The organism is Daejeonella sp. JGW-45, assembly GCF_029360805.1.
Classification (GTDB): domain Bacteria; phylum Bacteroidota; class Bacteroidia; order Sphingobacteriales; family Sphingobacteriaceae; genus Daejeonella.
This window is the reverse complement of record NZ_JARKNC010000002.1, coordinates 354,706-377,716: the sequence shown is the minus strand read 5'-3', so window position 1 is coordinate 377,716 and position 23,011 is coordinate 354,706. Positions and strand designations below refer to the sequence as shown.

Genomic DNA, 23,011 nt, shown 5'->3' with positions numbered 1-23,011 from the left:
AAACTTATCTTTTATCCAGGCCTGTGAGGTTCTGCATGTAAGACTCACTTACCGGAATCGGTTTGCCGTCAATATGAACCTGGTGCCGTTCTATTTTATCTACGTTGCTGATGGCGACGATATACGACCTGTGGGTCCTGATAAATTTATTTCGCGGTAAAATTGCCTCCAGTTCGGCAAATGTCATTCGCGATAACAGGCTTCTGTCTTTCAAAACAAAATTCACGTAATTACCCGCTGCTTCGAGGTACAGTATATCTGCAAAGTTTACCTTTTCCTGCTCATAGCCGGTTTTTAAAAAAACATAGTCGGCACTACCGCTTTTGTTCCTTAACTGGTAAAGTTCGTAAGCTTTGTTACAGCCTTTAATAAACCGGCTCAGAGAGAAGGGCTTTAATAGATAATCAATTGCGTCCAGCTCAAAACTGGTCACGGCGTGTTCTGTATATGCCGTAGTGAAAATCACCATAGGCTTTTTGTTCAGACTTGTCAGAAAATCTATTCCAGAGATATCCGGCATCTTAATATCCAGAAATATCAAGTCTATGTTTTCTTTTTGCAGGTATTCCATGGCCTGGAAGGCATCCGTGAAGTCAGCTTTCAAATTCAGGAATGGAACTTTGGATGCATGACTGCGTACCACTTCAAGTGCTAACGGTTCATCATCAAGTGCAATCGCATTCATTATATAAAAATAGTGTTTTCAGGATCGAATTACCAGCATCTATAAGCCTTTCGCCGAAGTTTATTCCAACGCAGATCAGCAATACAAGTAATACCTTTTTCATCTTAGTCAAGCTGAATAGTAAGGTGCACAAAGAATTCTTTTCCGCTCTCGCGAATGGAAAGCTCATGGCGGTTTGCATACATCAGCTTTAGTCTTTGTCTCACATTTGATAAACCTATTCCGTTATTATCCTTTTCGGGGTCATTGGATGGCTTAGGGTGCATGCTATTGGAGATGTCGAAATAAAGAGTGTTGTCTTTGGTCATCAGAACTACTCTGATATGTGAACGTTCTTTGAGGCTAATGCCATGTTTAAATGCATTTTCGATAAAAGGGATCAATAGCATCGGAGCAATTTGCAGTGTCCCGGTATGATCTTCGATCTCCGTATAGATCTGAATATCCGGCGACGACTGGGTGCGCAGGGATTGCAGGCCGATGTAATTATTAAGATATTCAATCTCTCTTGTGAGTGAGATCTTTTCCTGCAGGTTCTCGCGCAGCATAAATCTCATCATGTCGCCCAGTTTTTGAATGCCTTCTGAAGTCCGCTCTGCATTTTCCTGAAGAGCTGTACCATACAAGGTGTTTAAGACATTAAAGAGGAAATGCGGGTTAATTTGCGAGCGCAGGAAGTTAAGATCTGCGGTGGATCTGCCCAAAGCAGTTTGAAGCCCTTTTATCTCGTAGTCGACAGAGATCCTGTGTTTATATACATACCAGGCCAGTGGGGCAGTAAACAACAGCTGGAACATGATGTTGAACAGTGATGTAATAACAGCGACCTCTTTGTGCGGTTCAGAAATAAGAATGAGCAGGATTGCAAGGATGGGGATGGAGCTTAGCAGGGCAATCCAGAAAAATGCTTTCATATAGGCCCTGAACGGTTTTGCTGCGCCCCTTATATTAGGTAATATAGCATACATCGCATAGCAGTATACAAATATCGCGGCCAGCGGACAAGCAGCGCATGCCAAAACAACATCAGAATCTTCCTGGCTGATCAACATCAGGAACAGGGCTATCATCCAGATGATGAAAGCGTAGATCCCATCTCTTGTAATCACCCGGTATTTTGCCTGTATGAGTTCTGAATTTTCAAGAAGGTATACAGCAAGATATTTTATGATGTTATACAAGGCAAACATCATAAGTAACCAGAATGAAAAGACTGTGCTCTCCTGGAAGAGTTTAGCGTATAATTCAGCTTCAGTGTATGAGCTGAAAAGATGCCCCTGAAGCCAGGTATCAGTTACCGCAAGAACCACGCTGATCAAATAAAAGATCACCACAGTAAAGATGATATTCAGGGTAATATTCTTCTTTTGGCTTAATGGCGGTACGATGAAAAATGCCAGCAGAAGATAGCTTCCGTAAAAGGTGATATACCGTACCAGGGAAGGCAGGAAATAGTTGTTGAAATAAGAATATTCCTGGTGTGCGTCGTTAAACCTGGTCTCGAGGTCTCTCAGTCGCCATTCCTGAACATTTACAGAACCAGACACCAGGAAGAATATCGAAAACACGAACATAGCGGTAGCAGCCCAGTATTCTATCCGGTTTATATCTGAGGGATTCTTGATTAAATTTTTCATTGATTTATATGTTAAGTATAATGTGGTTATGGTTTTTTGCTTTGGCATTTGGCTATGAGCAGTCAGATTTTGTGAAATCCATAACCCATAACCCATAGCTCACAGCCCAAGCCCAAAGCTCAATTCTGTCCACTGTTCGAAACATCATCATTCCTGATGCCTCTTGAATTCTTCTTAATGGTCGATTTCAATTTACCAAACTTGTAGCTTAGGTTCGTATTGAAGCCCCTGTAAAATGCGCGGTTATTACTGGTTTGAAAAAAGTCGGGACCGAAAGATTCCCTGATGTTCGTCCGGTATTTGCTAAAAGGGTTATTGGTCGCAACAGAAAATGAAAGCTTGTCTTTTATGATATCTTTATTTATACTAAATGAACTGCTAAAGTAAGAATTGGATGACCCCTGTACTGAAAGATTCGGACCATTCATGTAAATGTTGGTGCTCGCACGCCATCCTTTTTCAAAACGATAGTTTGCAGAAGACGAGAAGTTATACATAAAGCCCTGATTTCTTACAATAATATTGTTTACCAGGGCATGAACTCTTCCGTGCGCCAGGCCACCATTGAAACTCACATTCATCTTTTTAGTGACCGGGTAGTTAATATTGACGTTAAGTGAGAACAGCCGGGCACGTCCTGTGTTATCATAGGTGTTTTTTGTAAGGTAAGAAACAGGGTCAAATACTGAAACCGGCATGATCAGGTCTTTAAACAGCCCATAACCAAGTACATAGTTAAACGAACCTTTCTTCGATTTGCTGTAGCCGATGGAAAGGTTACTTCCGACAGTGGGATGGAGGTTTGGATTTCCGCTCGACTCAAAATTCGGATTTGACCTGTCGACAAAAGGGTTTAATTGATGAATGCCGGGACGCTGGATCCTTTGTGAAAAGCCCAGGTTAATATTGCTCATGTTCTTAAACTTCCTGTTGATGCTTACTGAAGGTATCAGGTTCAGATACTCCTGCCTGACCTGTGAGTTAGATGATGTGAAATCAGCATCAATAATTGTCTGTTCGAGGCGGAAGCCTCCTTTAAAGCCCCAGTTTTTTGTATTTAACTGGTATGTGTTATAGGCACCAAGCACTTCCTGAATATTGTCGAATACGTTACTTCGCCCGGGATCGGTCTCGAACTGTTCGTTAGCGGGATTAAACGACATGTATTGAAAATCGCTCTCATTTTTACGGCGGATCCCTTTCAGTCCGGCTTCAATGGTAAGTTTCTTTACGGGATGAACATAGTCCACCTGGATCGTTTGTTCCGCCGAGCTGCCCTCATTGATCTGATTGTAATCCGGTATATCGTAATTAAACTGGTCTGAGCTACGCAGAAGGTTATTTTGCCCATTGGTGTAATCGTAAAAACGGTATGAGAATGTTAGCAGCCGGGCCTTGTTTTTCCTGAAACCCAGCTGATAGTTAAATGAGGCATCCATGCCGCTGCCTTTGTTTTCGTTATGGCCCAGAAGATTATATCGCTGAAGGATCTCTGCCGGGTTATCCAGCTGCGAAAATTGATTGCTAAGGCTTTCATTACGGTTTCCGTTAATATTAAATTGCCCCGAGATCAGGTTTAGACTGTCTATTTCATAGCTTAGCTCAGTGCCCATATATCCATTTCTGTTCTCAGATTCGCGGGTCAGAACCTGAGAAAGGTTACTCGCGTTCGTACCGGTTGTTGTTCTAACTATCCCATTTTGCGTTAAAGGCGTTTCCGCTGAATTAGCGCCGCCAAATGCAGATATCCCAAACTTGCCTTGTTTTAATGTAAAGTTGCCCCCAACACCCGGTCCGCCGGCCGGGAAACGGTGACTCACATTTACAGACGCATTATACCCATTATCGACTTTCTTGTTCGTGATGATGTTAATCAGCCCTGCAATTCCTTCTGCATCATATTTCGAAGGAGGGGTAGTAATTACTTCAATATTCTGAATACTGGATGCGGGCATACTCTTCAATATGTCTTTGGCGTTTCGCTCCATCATACTGGATGGTTTGCCGTTGATCAGTATCTTATAATTTGCATCACCCTTTAGAAGGATATTATCCTCAGCATCGACTGATAGCAAAGGCACTTTTCTCATCATCTCGAGGACGTTATTGGTCTTGCTTTCCGGATCAGCCTGGAGGTCGTATGATATCCTGTCGACTTCCTGTTTAATTATGGGTTTATCAGCCATTACCACTACCTCTTTAAGCTGGTTAGTTTTAGCTGAAATAAATATAGTTCCCATATCTCTTGATTTTAGACCGTCTGTGAGATCTACGGCGATTGTTTTTGTCTGATATCCGACAGAAATAACCGACAACAGGTATTTCCCCGGCTTAATGCCGGCCAGAAGGAATGAGCCATCCGCCTTTGTCAGGGATGACTTAACCGGAGCATTTTTATCAGTTTTTAAACCTATGGTAGCGTAGTCCAGAATTTTCTGAGATGCCGAGTCGGCTGCAATGCCTTTTACTTCGTAGACGGTTTCAGTGCCTTGTTGCGCAAATACACTGGTACTTACGAAGATGAGCAGCAGGAGTAAATATTGTTTCATTGTTCTTTAGATTAGGGAGTTAGCCCCCGGTATATTTTCGTTTGAATTATGGAACAATATTACCCTGTCTTTTAACGGGCTGCCAATAAATGTGACGGGTGGGGGGAAAAATGTGACGAAAGGGGAGTTACGTTATACGTTGTACGTGATACGTTGTAAGCGACAAAAGAGTTGACAGGGGAAAGGTGAAAGTGAAATGCATAGACTAATGTAGACTGCCGATAGGTACGTAAGCACGTATAACGTACAACGTATAACTTACAACTTACAGTCCTTTAAGGAATTCAATATTTCTCTTCAAGCCCTGAAACTTCGTCCTTTTTACGGCTGATTTGCTAAATACGCGGCTGAAGGTATCCTGAGTGATTTCCTGCCATTCTGAGGAAGTGAATCCCAACAGGTCGGGGGCTGGCTTAAAAGCTGGCTCCTGATGTAAGACCGAAAATTTATTCCAGGGACACACGTCCTGGCATACGTCACAGCCGAACATCCAGTTATCCATCTTTCCTTTGAATTGGGAAGGCAGCTCATCCTTTAATTCAATAGTAAGATAGGAAATGCATTTGCTGCCATCAACCACGTATGGCGCAACGATAGCTTCGGTAGGACAAGCATCGATACATCGTGTACAGGTACCACAATGGTCTTCTGTTGGGGCAACATCATAATCCAGTTCAAGATCCGTGATAAGTTCGGCAAGAAAAAAGAAAGATCCTGCCTTCTTATTTATGAGGTTAGCATTTTTACCGATCCAGCCCAAACCGGCTTTTTTGGCCCAGGCCTTGTCCAGGACTGGCGCTGAATCAACGAAGGCCCGGCCGTTCACTTCACCGATATTTTCCCGTATGCTTTCAATAAGCATCCTCAGCTTATCCTTAATAACGGTATGGTAGTCCTCGCCATACGCATAACGGCTTATTTTTGGAGCTTGAGGATCGGATTGAATTTCGTCTGTATAATAGTTCAGGGACAAGGAAATTACTGAACGGGCCCCCTCAACCAGCTTCGTCGGGTCAAGCCGCTTATCGAAGTGGTTTTCCATATAAGCCATCTTGCCATGAGAGCCTGCCTTTAACCAGTTTTCAAGCAAAGGTGCCTGTTCTTCCAGGAAACCGGCTTTAGAAACACCAATAGACTGAAACCCGAGCTTCCGGGCTTCTTCCTTTATAAAATTGGTGTAGTTTTTTTTACTGATCATGACTTCACAAAGATAAAATTATGCGATGGAGCATCCTACTGATTAACAGTTAAATACTTAACGTATGGTTAAGTTTATTTTTAGAAAGCCTCTGAATTTTGCTTCTGGTATAGCTTTTGTTATACAGGGCAAACAAACACTAAGACTATGAACTCAAAATTTCTAAAACTTTCAGCACTAGCTCTGGGGCTGATTGTATCTTCAGAAACCTTCGCTCAGGATTCCGTGGCAACGGCATTACCGGTTCCACCGGTATTTTCACCCTCAACCTCTTTCAGTACGTGGTCATTTGGTGTGAACGCGGGAGTACTTGCCCCAACACTTATTTACGGCAAGAACGACTTTACAAGCTGGAAAGCTGATATTGGTTACGGTGCTTATATCAAGAAGCAAATATGGCCGGCCTTTGGTATCCAGGCTAATTTCCTTGGAGGTAAATTAAAAGCAGACAATTCCAGGGAACTTGGGAATGGTTCAGCCCCGGCCAGCCCTTATTCTTCGCACGAAACCAGTGTGAAATATTCGGGAAGTATTAATGCTTATCTGAGCCTGGCAAACATCTACTGGATGAACAGAACCAATGTGATCCAGCCGTACGTAACCGCGGGTTACGGCTTAATGGGATACGATGTCGACCTGACAAGCAGTGCGGGAACTACTCGCTTCAATCCCGAAACCATCAACGAATCATTTATCCCGGTAGGAGCCGGACTTAAATTCGGCCTGTCTAACAACATAATGCTGGACCTGGGTTATCAGATGAATTTTGTTGATGGCGATAACCTTGACGGTTACCATTCAGGACCTCAGAACGACAAGTTCTCGTATACTCACATCGGGCTTGAATTTGCCCTGGGCGGTAAAACGAAACCTCAGCTATCAACCTATAATCCTGTGGCAGCCATGGAGGCTGATTATATAGCACGGAATGCTGCATTGCAGTCTGACCTTGCTGCTGAGCGCGCTAAAAATGCACAACAGTTAGCACAGGTAACTACAGACTGGGCTCGTTTCAAGACCGATTCCGATGGCGATGGCGTGTCAGATTATTTTGATAAATGCCCTAATACCCCAGCTGGAAAACAAGTTGATGGCGCCGGTTGCGAGATTAAGGTTACAACCGTTAATCCGGTTAAAGTTGTCGTAACTGAGGAAGATAGAAGAATTGTAGCAGAAGCAATTAAGAACCTCGAGTTCGACTTCGCCAAGTCTACCATTCGTCCTTCTTCTTATCCTAGCTTAAACAGGGTTGCGGATCTTTTGAAATCAAAAGACTTCAGCCTCAAGTTAGCCGGTCATACTGACAATGTAGGAAGTAATGCTGCTAATCTCAAGTTATCTAAAGACCGGGCTGAATCAGTTAAGTCCTACCTGGTTAGCCAGGGAGCGAATCCTTCACGGATAGAAGCAACCGGATATGGTGAGTCTCAGCCGATCTCCAGCAATAAAACTGCTGCGGGACGTCAGAATAACAGAAGGGTTGAGTTTACATTGTATTAATCCGCTCAGAGGTTGGTGATCAGTAATCGGTGATCAGTGATCAGTGATCAGTAATCGGTAATCGGTAATCGGCGGTCAATAGTAACATGTTTACTGGCTACTGATTACCGATTACTCTTTACAGGCCATTTAAAACAAGGACGGATTTCCTCCGGACTTCATTCGTCCCAGGTGCTTATACGCGATCTCCGTACATTCGCGGCCTCTTGACGTCCGCATGATGTAGCCTTCCTGGATTAGAAAAGGTTCGTAAACTTCTTCAATAGTCCCTTCTTCCTCGCCTACGGCTGTAGCGATCGTTTTTAAACCCACCGGACCGCCTTTAAATTTGTCAATTATCGTGGCAAGGATCTTATTATCCATTTCATCCAGGCCGTGCTCATCCACGTTCAACGCGTTGAGGGCATACTTTGCTATCTCGGTATCGATACTTCCGTTTCCTTTTATCTGGGCAAAATCCCTCGTTCTTCGCAACAGTGCATTCGCTATTCTCGGTGTGCCGCGACTCCGTCTTGCAATCTCATAGGCGCCTTCATCAGAGATAGAAGTTTTTAGGATCTGTGCCGAACGGAGGACGATGGTAGTCAGCAGCTTGGCATCATAATATTGCAAACGGCTGTTTATGCCGAAGCGGGCTCTAAGGGGAGCCGTCAGCAAACCGGAACGTGTAGTAGCCCCGACAAGTGTAAAAGGGTTCAAGGATATCTGAACAGAACGGGCATTGGGACCTGTTTCAAGCATGATATCGATCTTGAAGTCCTCCATTGCAGAGTAAAGGTATTCCTCGACGAGGGGGCTCAGCCTGTGTATCTCATCAATAAAAAGAATATCGCCTTCCTCCAGATTGGTCAGCAGGCCGGCGAGATCTCCAGGCTTGTCGAGTACAGGGCCGGAGGTGATCCTTATGTTAACTCCCATTTCATTAGCAATGATATGGGATAAAGTAGTTTTCCCTAGTCCGGGCGGGCCATGAAGGAGAACATGGTCTAATGCTTCACCCCTCAGTTTTGCAGCCTGAACAAATATTTTAAGATTCTCAAGTATTTTATGCTGTCCGGTAAAATCCTCGAAAGCCTGCGGGCGTAATACTTTCTCTATCTCCCTTTCTATCGGGGAAAGATTCTCATCTCCAGGATCAAGGTTTTCGTTCATAGGTGGCATTTTTTAGCCTGGCTAAAGGTAGGTAAAGATAAAGTTTCAGTCTTGGATTTTAAAGCATGCGCTAGCGGCGAAGCCTTGAATAATCCCTGAATAAGCTCGTCAGTTTGATCTGGATAACACCCCAGAATGCTTCCTTAAAGATCTTGGTACTCATTTTAGATGTTCCCTCAGTTCTGTCAGTGAATATTATGGGTACTTCCACCACGTTAAAGCCATACTTAATCGCAGTAAATTTCATCTCGATCTGGAAGGCATACCCGATAAACTTGATCCTGTCCAGCGGGATTGTCTCGAGGACTGTCCGCCGGTAACATTTAAAGCCCGCTGTTGCATCCTGAATATTTATGCCCGTTATGATCCGGACATAAACGGAGGCGAAATATGACATGAGTACCCGGCTCATAGGCCAGTTTACTACATTTACGCCTTTAATGTAACGTGATCCGATCGCGAGGTCAGCCCCGTTTACACACGCCATCCTCAGCCGCGGGAGATCTTCAGGGTTGTGTGAGAAATCGGCATCCATTTCGAAGATGTACTCATAATCCCGTTCCAGAACCCATTTAAATCCCTCTATATAAGCGGTGCCAAGACCCAGCTTGCCCTTTCTTTCCAAAATATGAAGCAGACCCTGGTATTCAGTTTGTAAATGCTTCACGATATCAGCTGTCCCGTCCGGTGAGCCGTCATCAACAATAACTATGTGAAATACCTCTGTGAGAGAAAAAACCTTCCGAATGATATTTTCGATGTTTTCTTTCTCGTTGTAAGTTGGAATGATGACAATACTGTCTGACGTCACGAATTAAGGTTTTGAGAGGCGAAGATAGGAGTTATGGGTTATATTTTAATCAGTATTTAGTATCCGCAACAAAGTATTCAGTAATCGGTATGCCATTAGCAGGCCCCTTACAGATTACAGGCCACTGATTACAGAATACTGATCACCGATTACCGCTCACAATCACCAGTCGCTCCGAAGACTAGGCATTCGCGGTTTTCCGCATAGTTTCTTCAGAAAAATCCTCGGCACCATGTGTAAGCCTTTTTAATGGTTCCTTAATAGCAATTACTAATCCGCCTATTATCGTGCAGAAAATAGCGATACCGGTAAATATTTCCAGTTCTCCAGCACTTTGCGACCATACTCCAACCCACGAAGCAACGTAGTTGCCAAGGCCTGAAGCTGCAAAAAATAGACCCATCATGATTGAGGCGTATTTTAGCGGGGCAAGTTTAGTGATGAATGAAAGAGCAACAGGAGATGCACAAAGCTCCCCAACTGTATGGAAAAGATAGGCCAGGACCAGCCAGTACATTGCTGACGACCCATCAGACTGGTACTGAAGTGAGGCTGCAGTCATAAACAGGAATCCCCAGCCCATAATTATCAGTCCAATTGCCATTTTGAAGATCGACGAGGCTTCTTTACCTTTTTGCTTCCAGTTAAACCAGAACGCCGCTACCGGAACCCCCAGCGTTATAATAAAGAATGAATTAACAGACTGAAACCAGGTTGCAGGTACAGTCCAGTTTAAAAATCCGATCAGTCGGTTTGTCTTTTCTGATGCATATAAATTCATCAATCCACCCGCCTGTTCGAAAGCGCCCCAGAACACAATGATCATCAGGAAAGAGACCAGCATAACCTTTACACGATCCTTCTCGATCGCGGTAAGCGGCTTGTTCTTTATCGCCTGGTCCTCTTTCGAAAGTTGTTTTGTTGCTTCGCCAACCCCTTTCAGATATTTATGTCCGAGGATGAAGATGATCAGCCCGATTGCCATCCCGATTCCGGCTAAACCGAACCCATAATGCCAGCCCATTGTTTCACCGACATAACCTATTATAATGCCTGCCAAGAAAGCACCGACGTTTATACCGATGTAAAAAATAGTAAAGCCTTTGTCGCGGCGGTCATCGCCTTTTGGATAGAGCCCGCCGACCATCGTTGAGATATTCGGTTTCAGGCACCCTACTCCGGCAATGATCAGCCCGAGGCCGATGTAAAATGCAGTTATGTTCTGAACCGCTAAAATGCTATGGCCTATTACCAGGAGAGCGCCGCCGAGAATAACCGCTTTCTTCTGCCCGATGAGCTTATCTGCTATTATTCCTCCTGGAATCGAGGATAGATACACAAGAAAGGTATAAATACCATATAACTGAAGTGCTTCACTGCTGGTCCAGCCATATCCGGGATTTTCTCCGTTGACCGATGAAACGAGAAAAAGTACTAGAAGTGCCCTCATGCCATAGAAACTAAATCGTTCCCACATTTCCGTAAGGAAAAGAATGTATAGCCCACGAGGATGCCCAAAAAGTTGTTTTTGCTGAATTTCCATGTTAATATCTAATAAAAATTGGTTAAGAAGCTGTTTGCCTGGTTAGTGAGGTTCGCTTCCTTAAGTTAAAAAGAGTAAAAAGTTCAATTATAATTAAATTTTGCTAAAATTGGTGCTCCAATGCTGATAATTAAATTCTCATAGATGACAGATCAAGTTCCTTTAATTACCAATGATGCCGTTGTATTAGGATTATTAATGAGTATTCTGGGCCTGGTTTTCTGGTCGTCTGAAAGTAAGATCCCATTTTTTACAAAATTCTATAATATCTTCCCGCCGATACTGCTTTGTTATTTTCTGCCGGGAGTTTTAAATTCTATCGGCCTTATTTCGGGGGCAAACTCTTCACTATATACAATTTCATCCAGGTATTTGTTGCCGGCCAGCCTTGTTTTATTTACACTAAGCCTCGATCTGAAGGAGATATGGAAATTACGTAAAAAGGCAGGAGCAATGTTTATTGTATCATCAATCAGTATTATGCTGGGCGGGCCGGTTGCGGTTTTCCTGGTATCTCTTTTCGCACCTGAAATTGTAGGCGGCACCGGGCCGGATGCCGTATGGAGGGGCCTGGCAACGGTGGCCGGCACCTGGATAGGGGGCGGGCCCAACCAGGTTGCGATGTTCGAATTGTTCAAGCCGAGCGCGGATCTATTTTCCGCCATGGTAGCACTGGATGTAGTGATTTCCTATATATGGATGGCACTTTTGCTTTTTGGCGCAAGCAGGTCTGTGAAAATAGATTCTCTCCTCAAAGCTGATTCGAAGTCAGTTACCGAGATCAAAGATAAGATTGAAAAGTACCAGCTTGGTATTATGCGGATTCCGACCATGCAGGACATTATCGTCATCCTGGCAATAGGCTTTGGAGTTACAGGCCTTGCCCACTTCGGTGCCGATAATATAGCGCCATGGATTACCGTTCATGCTCCTTATCTCAGTAAATTCAGCCTTACGTCTGGTTTTTTTTGGATCATCATCATTGCTACGACTGTAGGGATGTTCCTGTCTTTTACCAGGCTGAGAAGGCTTGAGGGCGCCGGCGCTTCCCGGATAGGCAGCGTGCTGTTATATGTGCTTATAGCTACCATTGGAATGCAGATGAATATTATGGCGGTTTTTAATAATCCCGGTATACTTGTCGTAGGTCTGATCTGGATATCAATCCACGCATTAGTCGTTATTATTTTCGCCAAGCTGACCAAAACACCGCTATTCTTCCTGGCTGTAGGAAGTATGGCAAATATCGGCGGGCCAGCCTCTGCTCCGGTTGTAGCGAGTGCCTTCCATCCATCACTCGCACCGATAGGGGTGCTGCTGGCGGTATTCGGATATGTTATCGGAACGTATGGTGCCTATGTATGCGGATTGCTGATGCAGGCGGTTTCGCCTTAATTAGCCCGCAGTTTCACAGGATCATTAAAATTATCATCCTGATCAGTAGGAAGGTTCTTTACCTCAATATCCTCTATAAGTCGCCAGCGGCCATTGGCTAATTTGTAGCCGTCGTAAGAGAAATCAGGACCATAGAGTTCAAACCTGCCTTTAAGCTTATCATCCGGGGGCGCCAGGTGGTCAAATATAATGGTGCCGGTCTTCGGGTCGAAGTTAAGAACCATGGATGCCCTCCGGTCATATTCAAAGATGGTCCTCTTTTTCGTGGGGTTCTCTTTATCCCCGTCGAAAACAGGCATCCCAAAATAAGCCTTATTGTCCTTAAAGTAAAGGACATCAATTACCTTTTTTGTGGATTTTGCAGTGTTCCCCTTCCATCCCAGCAGGATGTAATAAGGCGTTTTAACGCTGTTGATCACCGGAATGATGCGGTAATACTGTGAGCCATACCACTTGTCGTTTGTCGTAACCGTATCAGATGCGTTTTTAAATGAGCTGGTATAATCCACCAGCGGATACATCTGTAGTTTGCCATCCGGATTGTTCATTTGCACTGTGCCGTAGTATCTGTAGCTGCCGTCGGCATTCATTACGTGCCAGCTAAATATCCTGAACCGCTTGTCTGAAGAAGCCTGAATAGAGATGGCCTTGAGCGAATCAAATTGAAAGTTAAAAGAATAAGGAACCTTTAACGCGCTGACAAGGGTTTTGATAAACTGGTAGCTGGCGTTGTAGCGCTGCGGTTCCAGGCTGTCGTTTATCATTTTATAACTAAGCGCCTTCAGGGTGTCCTGGTAGCTCAGCAGTTTCTGACTTGCTGAATTGGACGTGTGCTGTGCCTGTGCATTAATACTCAGGCACACGAAGAGAAAGATAACTATAACAGACCTTAACATTTATTTAACAAGATTTTCAATAACCATTGCACTTGCTCCGCCGCCGCCATTACATATTCCGGCAACGCCGATCTTTCCACCGCTCTGCTGCAGCACATGGACAAGAGTTACTATAATTCTTGCACCTGAGGCGCCGAGGGGATGCCCCATGGAAACCGCTCCGCCATTCACGTTCACTTTCGCCGGATCAAGCTTCAGGATCTGGTTATTTGCTATTGAAACCACAGAAAAGGCCTCATTAATTTCATAATAATCTACTTCTCCTGCCTGAATGCCAGCTCTTTCCAGCGCCCGTGGTATAGCCTTCGACGGCGATGTGGTAAACCATTCCGGCGCCTGCTGGGCGTCGGCATAAGATATGATTCGTGCAAGTGGCTTTATGCCAAGCTCCTCGGCTTTTGAACGGCTCATTAACAGCAATGCAGCAGCACCATCATTTAAAGTGGAAGCATTTGCTGCTGTAACCGTTCCGTCTTTTTTAAATACCGGCTTTAACGACGGGATCTTTTCGAACTTAACCGCCTGAACCTCTTCATCATCGGCTAGTGAGGTTACGATACCTTTTTTGTCGGTAATCTCTACAGGGACAATCTCATCCCTGAATTTTCCTGCCGCCTGCGCTGCCTGCGATCGTTTATAAGATTCAATAGCAAAGGCGTCCTGATCTTCACGGCTTATATTGCAGTCTGCAGCGCAGAGTTCAGCTGCCGAGCCCATGTGGTAATCATTGTAAACATCCCACAAGCCGTCTTTAACCAGACCGTCGATGATCTTACCATCCCCCAGGCGATAACCGTTCCTGGCTTTGTCGAGGTAGTAAGGGACGTTGCTCATGCTTTCCATCCCGCCGGCAATAACGATGTCGTTCTGACCTAATGCAATACTTTGAGCAGCAAGCATAAGGGCTTTTGTGCCTGAAGCGCAAACTTTATTTATCGTCGTTGCGGGAATATCAGGGAGTCCGGCAAACTTCGCAGCCTGCGTAGCGGGGGCCTGGCCTATATTGGCCGACATCACATTTCCCATAAAGACTTCCTGCACCTGGTCAGGTTCAATTTCTGCGCGCTCAACGGCAGCTTTGATCGCAATCGCACCCAGCTGGCTGGCAGTTAATGTTGATAATCCGCCGCCAAAACTTCCTATGGGAGTGCGTACGGCGGATATGATATAAACTTCGTTCATCAAATTGGTTTGTTCTTAGGCAAATTTAGTGATCTGTCTTTGCATATTAACGAACTGAAGCCCCTTTTGTTACAGGCATTAAGTTCCGGCGAATACCTGCCTCGATGCTGATATAAAGGGTTTAAATAACAGTACCATAACCTGCCTCGGGGGACACACGCTGGCATGCGCAAGCGGTAGTGAGCCGGTTCTAAACCATTCCTAAATCATTCCCAAACAAGTATTCAAGCCGAGGCTGAGCGGACAAAACAGCACCTTTACCGGTGATCCTTTCTTGAAATCCCATTAAATCCGATTACGGAATCAGGCAGACTCGACAGGCGTATTTCTTCATTTCCGGGTGTATAGGTCTTATAGGAAAAATTCTTCGCGCCATTGACAGGGATATTAATGATCGTATATGATTTCCTTGCTTCGGCGGGATAACCCATCAGCTTTCGGGGCCCGTCGCCGATAGCGCCCATATTCAGGAAGCGTACGCCGTTTTTTTCTGCCGGGTAATAAGCGTGCTGATGGCCGCTGATATACAGATCCAGGCCATAGGTCTTAAAAAAGTTCAGGGCAGCCGCCGGGTCGGAGTTCACTTCGCCAGGCTTGTTTTTGCTGTCAACGATGGCATATAAAGGCAGATGCCCTATCAGGATTCGCAGCCTTGCTTTCCTGGCGATCTTTCCTTCCATTTGTTCTTTCATCCAGCTATAAACTTCAGGTCTTATTTCCGCACCAGCAGCATCCCAGCTCATCATAAATACATTGTTTTTTACGTAGCTGTAGTAGAAGGGGTAATGAGTGGAATCTACAAATGTGAGATTCGTTGCAGCAACATTTTCTTTCCAGAAGGCTTCCGAAATAGCGCGGTCCTTCACGTACGAGGGTGATGCATCGTGATTGCCCACCGTAAAGCCAAAAGGGATCTGCAAGGCACTGACCGGGGCCAGTACGGTTATTTTAAAGGCATCCCACATATCCCGGATATTCTGATCAGTGAGTGATGCTTTTTGTCCAGCTACCATATCGCCTGAGCACAAAATGATATCGGGTTTAATACCTGGCATCTGACCGAGAACAGAACTAACCTCCGCCGGATAACTGGTTGAACCGTAACTGGCATTAAGATCGCTTATTACGCAGATCTTTAAGGGTCGGTTTTGAGTTTCAACCTTTATGCCTGCGGGCTCTACTTTATTACTGAGTCTGTTGTTTGTGCCGCAGGCGACAGATACTGAAAAGGGGAGCAGAAAAAGAACTTTAAGTCTTAAGCGCATTGGATTTTTTTGTTCAAAACTAATTTAAATCTGTTTAGCAGAAATTATTCCGCGTAATTATTTCTTTAAATTCGCAGACACCTTATGATAAAATAATGATCAGAACACGATACTATTTGCTCCTGGTTGTAGCGGCTTTTTCATTTTTAACAGGCTGCGCGTCCCTAAGATATACCGAAAACTTCTCATTTTTCCAGATGGCGGATACGCAGTTCGGGTTCTTTAACGAGAATAAAGAATTTAGCCGGGAGACCGTGAATTTTGAGAAAGCCGTCGCTGAGGCCAACCGCCTGAAGCCTGCTTTTGTGATCGTGTGCGGCGACCTTGTGAACAAGCCGGGTGATATGGCGCAGATAAATGAATATAACAGGATTGCGCGAACGCTTGACCCTGCTATAAAGATCTATAATGTATCGGGTAACCATGATGTTGAGAATGTGCCCACGCTGGCGGCGATAAAATTGTACAGGGAGCACTTCGGACCGGACAGGTACACTTTCCGTTCGGGAAACGTATTTGGAATAGTGTTAAACTCATCGCTCATCAAGGATCCCTCAAAGGCGCCGGATGAGGCTGCAGCCCAGGAAACCTGGGTTAAAACAGCATTGGAAGAAGGGAAGAGCTCCGGCAGCCGCCATATTATTATATTTATGCATCACCCTTTCTTCCTTAACAGTGCCGACGAACCCAATGAGTATTTCAATATAGACATTGAGCGAAGGAAAATGTACCTGGCCTTATTTGAGAAATATGGTGTAACGAAGATATTTGCAGGCCATTATCACCGCAACGCCGGTGGCAGGTCGGGTAATATTGAGATGGTAACCACCGGGCCTGTAGGCAGGCCGCTTGGGTCAGACAGCTCCGGATTCAGGATAGTAGATGTCGAGGGAAGATCGATAAGTCATAAATATTTTCCACTGGATTCCTTACCGCAAAAGCTAAGCTTCGGCCGGCAGAAATAATAAAGTTTCCCCGGTAGTAGTGTAATATCTATACCTGGAATACGATAGGATCGGATAATTTTATTTATTTTGAACCTTCAACTTTATTATCTTATGATCCTGGACACCTATCATATTCTGATTGTTTTAAGTATTGTAACGATAATTTCTTATCTGTTCAATATCATTTCCGAGAAACTGAGAGTACCCTCGGCTATACTCCTGATCGGGTGCGGAATCCTGACCCAGGTTGTAACCGGGTACTACGGCATGACCGTGTATATTCCCCGCAAGATCCTGGAAATACTCGGCGTAGTTGGCTTGATAATGATCGTCCTGGAAGGCGCCCTGGATCTGAAAATTACCAAATCCAAAAGGAAACTGATCACCCAGTCCTTCCTTGCCGCGTTATCCGTGCTTTTGATAACCGCAATAGCTATCGCTGACATACTTCACCTGGCCCTGGATATAGACTTTTTTAAAGCTTTGCCCTATGCGGTTGCCATGGGAGTGATCAGCAGCGCCATTGCTATTCCAAGCGTTCATAACCTGGACGGTGGTAAAAAGGAGTTTATAATTTACGAATCTACGTTCTCAGACATCCTGGGAATTCTGTTGTTCAACTATGTGATCTCCGATAAGCTGTTATCGCTGGCCACAGCCGGACTGTTTGTCTGGAACCTTGTCCTGATCACAGTAATCTCAATACTAAGCACTATTCTGTTAATGCTGCTTTTTAGATACCTGAAAGGACATATAAAGGTATTTCTTATCCTCTCGATAGTTGTATTGGTGTATTCGGTCTCGAAGCAAATGCATCTTCCTTCCTTATTCTTTATCCTGGTGTTCGGTTTGGTTTTGAATAATTCCGAGCCGTTTCTTAAGGGTAAGCTCAAAAAGTTCCTTCATCCCGAAAAGCTGATCAGTGTGAATACTGAATTGAAGAGTATGACTGCGGAACTGGCGTTTCTGATCCGGACCTTCTTCTTTTTGCTTTTTGGTTATAGTCTTGATGTTACCCTGGTGCTTTCAGGCACTGTACTTCTTACCGGCTCAGCGATTATGCTAGTTATTTTAGTGATCAGGTATGTGTTCCTGAGGTATATATCCCAAACAAATATTTTTCCTGAACTTTTTATTGCACCTCGCGGACTGATTACAATACTTCTGTTCTATAGCATACCAACGCACCTGGTCAGTGATAAGTTTAATGAGGGAGTATTATCCTTTGTAATAATTGTGTCCGGATTGATCATGATGCTTGGACTGTTATTTTCGAACAGGAAGGTGGATCAGAAGCTGATGACGGAGGTCTGATGACGGAGGTCTGATGTCTGAGGATGGCGCTACGCATGCGCTAATAAGCGAGGAGATCCGACACAGTTAATTGAGCACTACCGGAGATCCCCGATCAAGTCGGGGAAGAGCCGCTCCTACATTTCCGCCCTCAGACCCTAACCCTCAGACCTCAGGCTTCCGATCTCAATACCCTCTTCAATGCCATTACATACCCGAAATGCAGCCCGTCGTGAAACGGCAGCAAGGTCAGGCCGTCATTAATGCTCTCCATGTCGAAACCATACCGGGTTTTCCATGGAGTATAATCGCCGAATATCTTCAGCTCAATATCCTCTTCCAACTTATCTACGCTTGAAAAAAGCAAACTTTTGATCTCTTCAAACTCCTTGCCTGATAATGCTCTTTCAGGCTTAGAGCCTGGTTTGTACGAATCAAAGTATTGCTGACTGATGTTCTTCAAGGGAAGCCCGGCTTTAACATAGAAGATGTTGTCCTGGGCGGCGACAAGGTGCGCGACGTTCCAGATAATATTATTGTTAAAGCCCGCCGGAATTTTGTTTAGTTCCTCGATGGTCATGTCACTAATTAGATTGAGGATCGCTGTTCTGGTTTTTCGGATTATGTCGAGTTGTTTGATCATGTGAGTTGTAATATGATGGTGAAAATAGGATTTTTTAAAGAAAGTGATCAGCTTGCATCTCAAGTTTTAAGTGGGGCTGGCGACTGCTGGCTTAATTATCGAATGATATGAGACTTGGTGTATCAAGCCTGAAGGGCTTGAATATTAATAACCACAGGCGAAGCCTGTGGTTATTAAGCCGGTTAATCTCAACCCCGGAGGGGTTGAACAATCGATGAATGATTAAAGCCAAATTGCTACCATACACGATGTGGGTGCACGGTAGTTTGAAAATAAGGTAAGCGGCAGACGTATGCCAATAAAAAAGCCCCCAAAATATGGAGGCTTTAATCGACAAAATTTTCAATCAATCACTCAATCTTTAACCAGTCTGAAGTTATAGACCTTCTCTGGTGTAGTTAGCCGGGCGTTGAAAAATTTTCCCTGGAAGTTACTGGCATCCACTGCGAATGAATAGGTCTCATTTGCACTCGCCTGGCCTGCGTACAGACGCTTCAACTTGTTACCTGCAAGATCATAGATATCGAGGGTTATGTTGTTCTGTTTCTTCTCCAGGGTAAATGTTACTGTTAGCCCTGAAATAAAAGGATTAGGATAGGCCTTTATGACTGAATCGTTATTATTTTCCGCGATATGATCTTCAATTATATCTGTTACGCTTGTTCCATCGGCACATTCGCCAAGGCTCGCACCTGCGGACAGCAGGGCCGGTACAGCGTTCGAAGAGATACATAGCTGCACGCATGGAAAATTATTACTGCCGGTATTCTTATAGACAAGCACTTTACTGCCACAGCGTACGTCAATCACATGGATGGTAACAGAAACTGTTTTAATACATCCGGATTCGCTTTTCGCTTCGGCTGTGAAGACGTAAGTTCCTGCCGCAGTTGGTGTGAAAGTAGTTACAGCAGTGCCTGTGCTGCTTAGTCCGGCAGACGGTGTCCAGGTGTATGCTGTGCCCGAGGTGGAAGTACTGTCTGACGCTGTAAGATTGATACTTTGCGCACCGTAGCCGAGAGCCAGCGTGTTATCTGACAGGCCTGTGAATGTGTTATTTGTTTTAGACAGGCTTATAGCAGGTTTAGGTATCCTTCCTATAATGGTTACGATAGCAGTAGCGGAGTCGATATTTCCCGCCTTGTCTGTAACGATGAGGCTTACAGTATTCTGGCCGATATAGCTGCAATCAAACGAGCTTTTACTGAGGGTTATGGTATCGATTCCCCAATTATCAGATGACCCGTTATTGATATCTGCTGCAGTTATTGTTACCGCGCCGTTTATAAGTGTGCGGGTAATATCCTGTGCAACAACGACAGGCTTGATCGTATCGTTGCTAACTGTGTTGGCCGGGCTGCTTTCATTGTGCAGCCGGTCAAGTGAAGTAACTGTGTAATAATAAGTGCTGTCTGCTGCAATTGTACTGTCGGTATAAGTTTCCTGATCGGTATCAGTTAAACCGATCAAATTAGCGGAGTTTTCCAGGTCAATGCTGGAGCTGGATGAGCGGTACACAGCGAATCGTCGCACTTTGTCGAACTCACTGCCGCTAACCGGAGGTCTGGTCCATGAAAGTGTAACAGAGCCTGAAGTGCGGTTGAGCGCCAGAGCCGATGGTGCCAAGGGGGGCACGCTGTCTTTCCAGGTCATGGCCGGCAGCAGGGCGGGTTTATTGTAGAAGTGGTTTTTAAGGGAATCACGGTAGTTCAGGAGATTTCCCACGAGAAATGCATGCCTGAAATGCGTCTGACCAAAGACATTTGGGTTGGCCCGGTTCAATCTTACCTGGTTAGGTATTTCCGAACGGCTAAGCCATCCGGCGGTGTTTACCTTATAATCGGCCATGCCTATATAAATGTGACGGCCAAAGGAGTTATTATTCCACCAGGGCACCAGGAGCTTATAATCGGAGCCAGCCTGTCCGATATACCAATAGACCTGTGGCGTCAGGTAATCAACCCACCCCGACTGGATCCATTTCTTAGTGTCAGCAAATAAGCTGCTATAGTGCTGTAGCGCACCGGCCGATGTAGGTGAGCCTATATTGGGATCAGTACTGCTGCGGTAGATGCCGGAAGGCGACACACCGAACTTGACCCAGGGTTTTAAAACATTAATACTGTCTGATACCCGTTTGATCAGCAGATTGACATTATCCCGCCGCCAGTCGGCACGGCCGGCGACAGTAGCAGGAAATCCCCTTGGATCAGCATTGTACGCAGCATCATCGCCGCTTGTACCGTTAGGATAGAAATAATCATCGAAGTGTATCCCATCCACATCATACCGTTTTACAATATCAACAATAACGTTCGTAACATGGTCTCTTACCTCCGGCAGGCCGGGGTTTAAGATCTGAACATTTCCTACAGTCAGCATCCATTCAGGATGAGTTTTAGATACATGGGTAGGAGCATACTGCGCGGGATTGTTAGCGTTTGCAAGAGTGGCTACTGCGCGATAGGGATTTATCCATGCATGGAATTCCATTCCCCGTTTACGCGTTTCTTCAATGGCAAATTGAAGAGGATCCCACAAAGGCGAAGGTGCGGTGCCCTGATTGTTGGTGAGGTAATAAGACCAGGGCTCCAGTGCGCTCGGGTACATGGCGTCCGACTGGCTTCTGACCTGGAAATAGGCAGCGTTCATGCCTGTTGCCTTATTGTGATCGAGAATACCCTTGAGGGCGGTTTGCTGTTGTGCAGGTGTATGCGTTCGGTTAGGCCAGTCGAGACTGATGTGGGTGCTGATCCACACTCCCCGAAGCTCACGCTTCGGCGGACTTTGAGCGAAAGCATTCAGCACACATAGAAACACGCATAGCAGGGGTAGAAGTTTTTTCATAGGGTAGGTTTTTAGGGTTTAGTTTACATAGCGAGAGCGGTTAAGGTTTGCGTTATTATAATTAAATTTAATGAAAACCCGCAGATATCTGCAAGTATTATGCAATAAAAGTTTAAGTTTTACGTTATGGGCCGTCTGTTCATGGATTCATACGGTGGAAGCTAAATTAGGTTGCTGCAAATGTTAGGTTAAACCCGTTTGCTGTTCGCACTTTTAAATTTATCTTTACCCTCAGAATGGTACGAAGCCTGATATCCCTGGTTTTAATTGTCGCCTTGCTTGGTGCAAATTATAGCAGGTATTTCATTTATGCGGGATTCGAACTCAATGATAAATATATAGCTGCCGCTCTTTGCGAGAATATTGATAAGCCGATGCTTAATTGCAAGGGCAAGTGTTATCTCGCTAAAAAGATCAAAGAAGCCGAAGAAAAGGAAGAAAGCCGCGAAAAGCAATTGCGCAAAAGCCATTTCCAGGATGCCATGGCTGTGCAGGAAGTAACCATTGATTATCCGCCCATTCACATTCAGTTAATATCTTATGACCTGCCGTTCGCCCTTCCTCAAAGGTCTGGCAGTATCTTTCATCCCCCGCAAACCGTCTGATATCTTCTTAATTATTAATGTATTGCACCTCGTTAAAACAACGATGGCGCGTTTGTCTACGTATGCTCTTTTATGAGGGCGTAAAAAAAATATCATGAGTTTAACTTCTATGATGAGGTCGGCTGGTCTTGCCCTGCTGTGCCTTGCTGCAATATCCTGTAAAAAGGATGCTGATCCGCAAACGAGCGGTACAGGTAATGTAAATTTCGAATTTGAGCACCGGGTAGGAACCCAGGCTCTGCAAATGAATACCCAAACCTATACCAATGCTAATGGTGACGATTTCAAGGTTACCGGATTTAAATACTATGTGAGTAATGTCACGCTTGTAAAGACTGACGGCTCGAAGACTAAAATACCTGAAAGCTACCTGCTTATTGATGCTGCTGATGCTGCTTCCCGGTTGCAGAAGCTTGAGAAGATCCCTGCCGGAGATTACACCAGCGTCGAATTTGTTATCGGCGTGGATGAGCCCAGAAACTTCGCCGGAGCTCAGACAGGTGCCCTGGATCCTTCCAAAGGCATGTTCTGGACCTGGAACACTGGTTATATATTCCTCAAATTTGAAGGCACATCGTCAAAATCAACGCAGCCCTCAAATCAGCTTTTCTTCCATGTAGGAGGGGCTAAAGAACCAGCGAATGCTGTGAGGTCTGTCAGCCTCGCCCTGCCTGTTGCCCTCCGTGTAAGGACTGACACAGAGCCCGATATGCATTTTATCGTAGATATCGCAGCGCTGTTTAAAGGGAAAACCAATATCAGCTTTGCCAGCATCAGCGGCTTCCACGGTGGGGCTAACGGTATCCTGGTTGCCGATAACTATGTAAACGGGCTGTTTAAGGTAGATCACATCCACAATTAGT

Annotated in this window: 18 protein-coding genes; 6 read left to right on the top strand and 12 right to left on the bottom strand. The window is 44.9% G+C overall.

The window, feature by feature from the left end:
- Positions 1-4 precede the first annotated feature (4 nt).
- From P2W76_RS04745 to queG, 4 genes are all read right to left on the bottom strand, one after another.
- Positions 5-685, bottom strand: a complete 681-nt coding sequence (locus P2W76_RS04745; protein WP_276346388.1) for a LytTR family DNA-binding domain-containing protein — start codon at positions 683-685, stop codon at positions 5-7.
- A gap of 104 nt (positions 686-789) precedes the next feature.
- Positions 790-2,322, bottom strand: coding sequence for a histidine kinase (locus tag P2W76_RS04740; RefSeq protein WP_276346387.1), 1,533 nt, complete (start codon positions 2,320-2,322; stop codon positions 790-792).
- 119 nt (positions 2,323-2,441) lie between these two features.
- Positions 2,442-4,871 carry a DUF2012 domain-containing protein gene (locus P2W76_RS04735; RefSeq protein WP_276346386.1) on the bottom strand — a complete coding sequence of 810 codons (2,430 nt, stop codon included), beginning with the start codon at positions 4,869-4,871 and terminating at the stop codon, positions 2,442-2,444.
- A gap of 265 nt (positions 4,872-5,136) precedes the next feature.
- The gene (gene queG, locus P2W76_RS04730) at positions 5,137-6,069 is read right to left on the bottom strand and encodes a tRNA epoxyqueuosine(34) reductase QueG (protein WP_276346385.1); all 933 of its coding nucleotides are present in this window, start codon (positions 6,067-6,069) and stop codon (positions 5,137-5,139) included.
- Between the two features lie 147 nt (positions 6,070-6,216).
- Here queG and P2W76_RS04725 point away from each other — a divergent pair, with 147 nt between their 5' ends.
- Positions 6,217-7,569 carry an OmpA family protein gene (locus P2W76_RS04725; RefSeq protein ID WP_276346384.1) on the top strand — a complete coding sequence of 451 codons (1,353 nt, stop codon included), beginning with the start codon at positions 6,217-6,219 and terminating at the stop codon, positions 7,567-7,569.
- A gap of 129 nt (positions 7,570-7,698) precedes the next feature.
- Here P2W76_RS04725 and ruvB read toward each other — a convergent pair whose 3' ends face one another.
- The 3 genes from ruvB to P2W76_RS04710 all read right to left on the bottom strand — a co-directional run bounded on the left by ruvB (position 7,699) and on the right by P2W76_RS04710 (position 11,075).
- Positions 7,699-8,721: a Holliday junction branch migration DNA helicase RuvB gene (ruvB, locus tag P2W76_RS04720; protein ID WP_276346382.1), complete on the bottom strand. Its 1,023-nt coding sequence runs from the start codon at positions 8,719-8,721 to the stop codon at positions 7,699-7,701.
- A 70-nt stretch (positions 8,722-8,791) separates the two neighbouring features.
- Positions 8,792-9,532 carry a polyprenol monophosphomannose synthase gene (locus tag P2W76_RS04715; RefSeq protein WP_276346381.1) on the bottom strand — a complete coding sequence of 247 codons (741 nt, stop codon included), beginning with the start codon at positions 9,530-9,532 and terminating at the stop codon, positions 8,792-8,794.
- A gap of 181 nt (positions 9,533-9,713) precedes the next feature.
- A complete protein-coding gene (locus tag P2W76_RS04710) occupies positions 9,714-11,075 on the bottom strand; it encodes a peptide MFS transporter (protein WP_276346379.1) in 1,362 nt (453 codons plus the stop codon).
- Between the two features lie 144 nt (positions 11,076-11,219).
- On the opposite strand from P2W76_RS04710, the gene P2W76_RS04705 reads away from it, so the two are divergent.
- Positions 11,220-12,470: a DUF819 family protein gene (locus P2W76_RS04705; RefSeq protein WP_276346377.1), complete on the top strand. Its 1,251-nt coding sequence runs from the start codon at positions 11,220-11,222 to the stop codon at positions 12,468-12,470.
- On the opposite strand, the gene P2W76_RS04700 is transcribed toward P2W76_RS04705, so the two are convergent.
- The 3 genes from P2W76_RS04700 to P2W76_RS04690 all read right to left on the bottom strand — a co-directional run bounded on the left by P2W76_RS04700 (position 12,467) and on the right by P2W76_RS04690 (position 15,813).
- Positions 12,467-13,366, bottom strand: coding sequence for a hypothetical protein (locus P2W76_RS04700; RefSeq protein ID WP_276346376.1), 900 nt, complete (start codon positions 13,364-13,366; stop codon positions 12,467-12,469). The genes P2W76_RS04705 and P2W76_RS04700 overlap by 4 nt on opposite strands.
- The gene (locus P2W76_RS04695) at positions 13,367-14,548 is read right to left on the bottom strand and encodes an acetyl-CoA C-acyltransferase (RefSeq protein WP_276346375.1); all 1,182 of its coding nucleotides are present in this window, start codon (positions 14,546-14,548) and stop codon (positions 13,367-13,369) included. It lies immediately after the preceding gene.
- Between the two features lie 257 nt (positions 14,549-14,805).
- On the bottom strand, positions 14,806-15,813 hold the full coding sequence (locus tag P2W76_RS04690; protein WP_276346374.1) for a metallophosphoesterase: 1,008 nt from the start codon (positions 15,811-15,813) through the stop codon (positions 14,806-14,808).
- Between the two features lie 95 nt (positions 15,814-15,908).
- On the opposite strand from P2W76_RS04690, the gene P2W76_RS04685 reads away from it, so the two are divergent.
- Both P2W76_RS04685 and P2W76_RS04680 read left to right on the top strand, forming a co-directional pair.
- Complete coding sequence (locus P2W76_RS04685; RefSeq protein WP_276346372.1) at positions 15,909-16,778, top strand: metallophosphoesterase; 870 nt, start codon at positions 15,909-15,911, stop codon at positions 16,776-16,778.
- Positions 16,779-16,847: 69 nt separating this feature from the next.
- On the top strand, positions 16,848-18,074 hold the full coding sequence (locus tag P2W76_RS04680; protein ID WP_276346371.1) for a cation:proton antiporter: 1,227 nt from the start codon (positions 16,848-16,850) through the stop codon (positions 18,072-18,074).
- 151 nt (positions 18,075-18,225) lie between these two features.
- On the opposite strand, the gene P2W76_RS04675 is transcribed toward P2W76_RS04680, so the two are convergent.
- Together P2W76_RS04675 and P2W76_RS04670 are read right to left on the bottom strand one after the other, a co-directional pair.
- Entirely contained in the window at positions 18,226-18,696 is a 471-nt protein-coding gene (locus tag P2W76_RS04675) for a DinB family protein (protein ID WP_276346369.1), read from the bottom strand.
- Between the two features lie 354 nt (positions 18,697-19,050).
- Entirely contained in the window at positions 19,051-21,543 is a 2,493-nt protein-coding gene (locus P2W76_RS04670) for a family 10 glycosylhydrolase (protein WP_276346367.1), read from the bottom strand.
- A 236-nt stretch (positions 21,544-21,779) separates the two neighbouring features.
- Between P2W76_RS04670 and P2W76_RS04665 the strand changes: the two genes are divergently transcribed.
- Together P2W76_RS04665 and P2W76_RS04660 are read left to right on the top strand one after the other, a co-directional pair.
- The gene (locus tag P2W76_RS04665; protein ID WP_276346365.1) at positions 21,780-22,148 is read left to right on the top strand and encodes a hypothetical protein; all 369 of its coding nucleotides are present in this window, start codon (positions 21,780-21,782) and stop codon (positions 22,146-22,148) included.
- Positions 22,149-22,242: 94 nt separating this feature from the next.
- On the top strand, positions 22,243-23,010 hold the full coding sequence (locus tag P2W76_RS04660) for an MbnP family protein (RefSeq protein ID WP_276346363.1): 768 nt from the start codon (positions 22,243-22,245) through the stop codon (positions 23,008-23,010).
- Position 23,011: the final 1 nt, after the last annotated feature.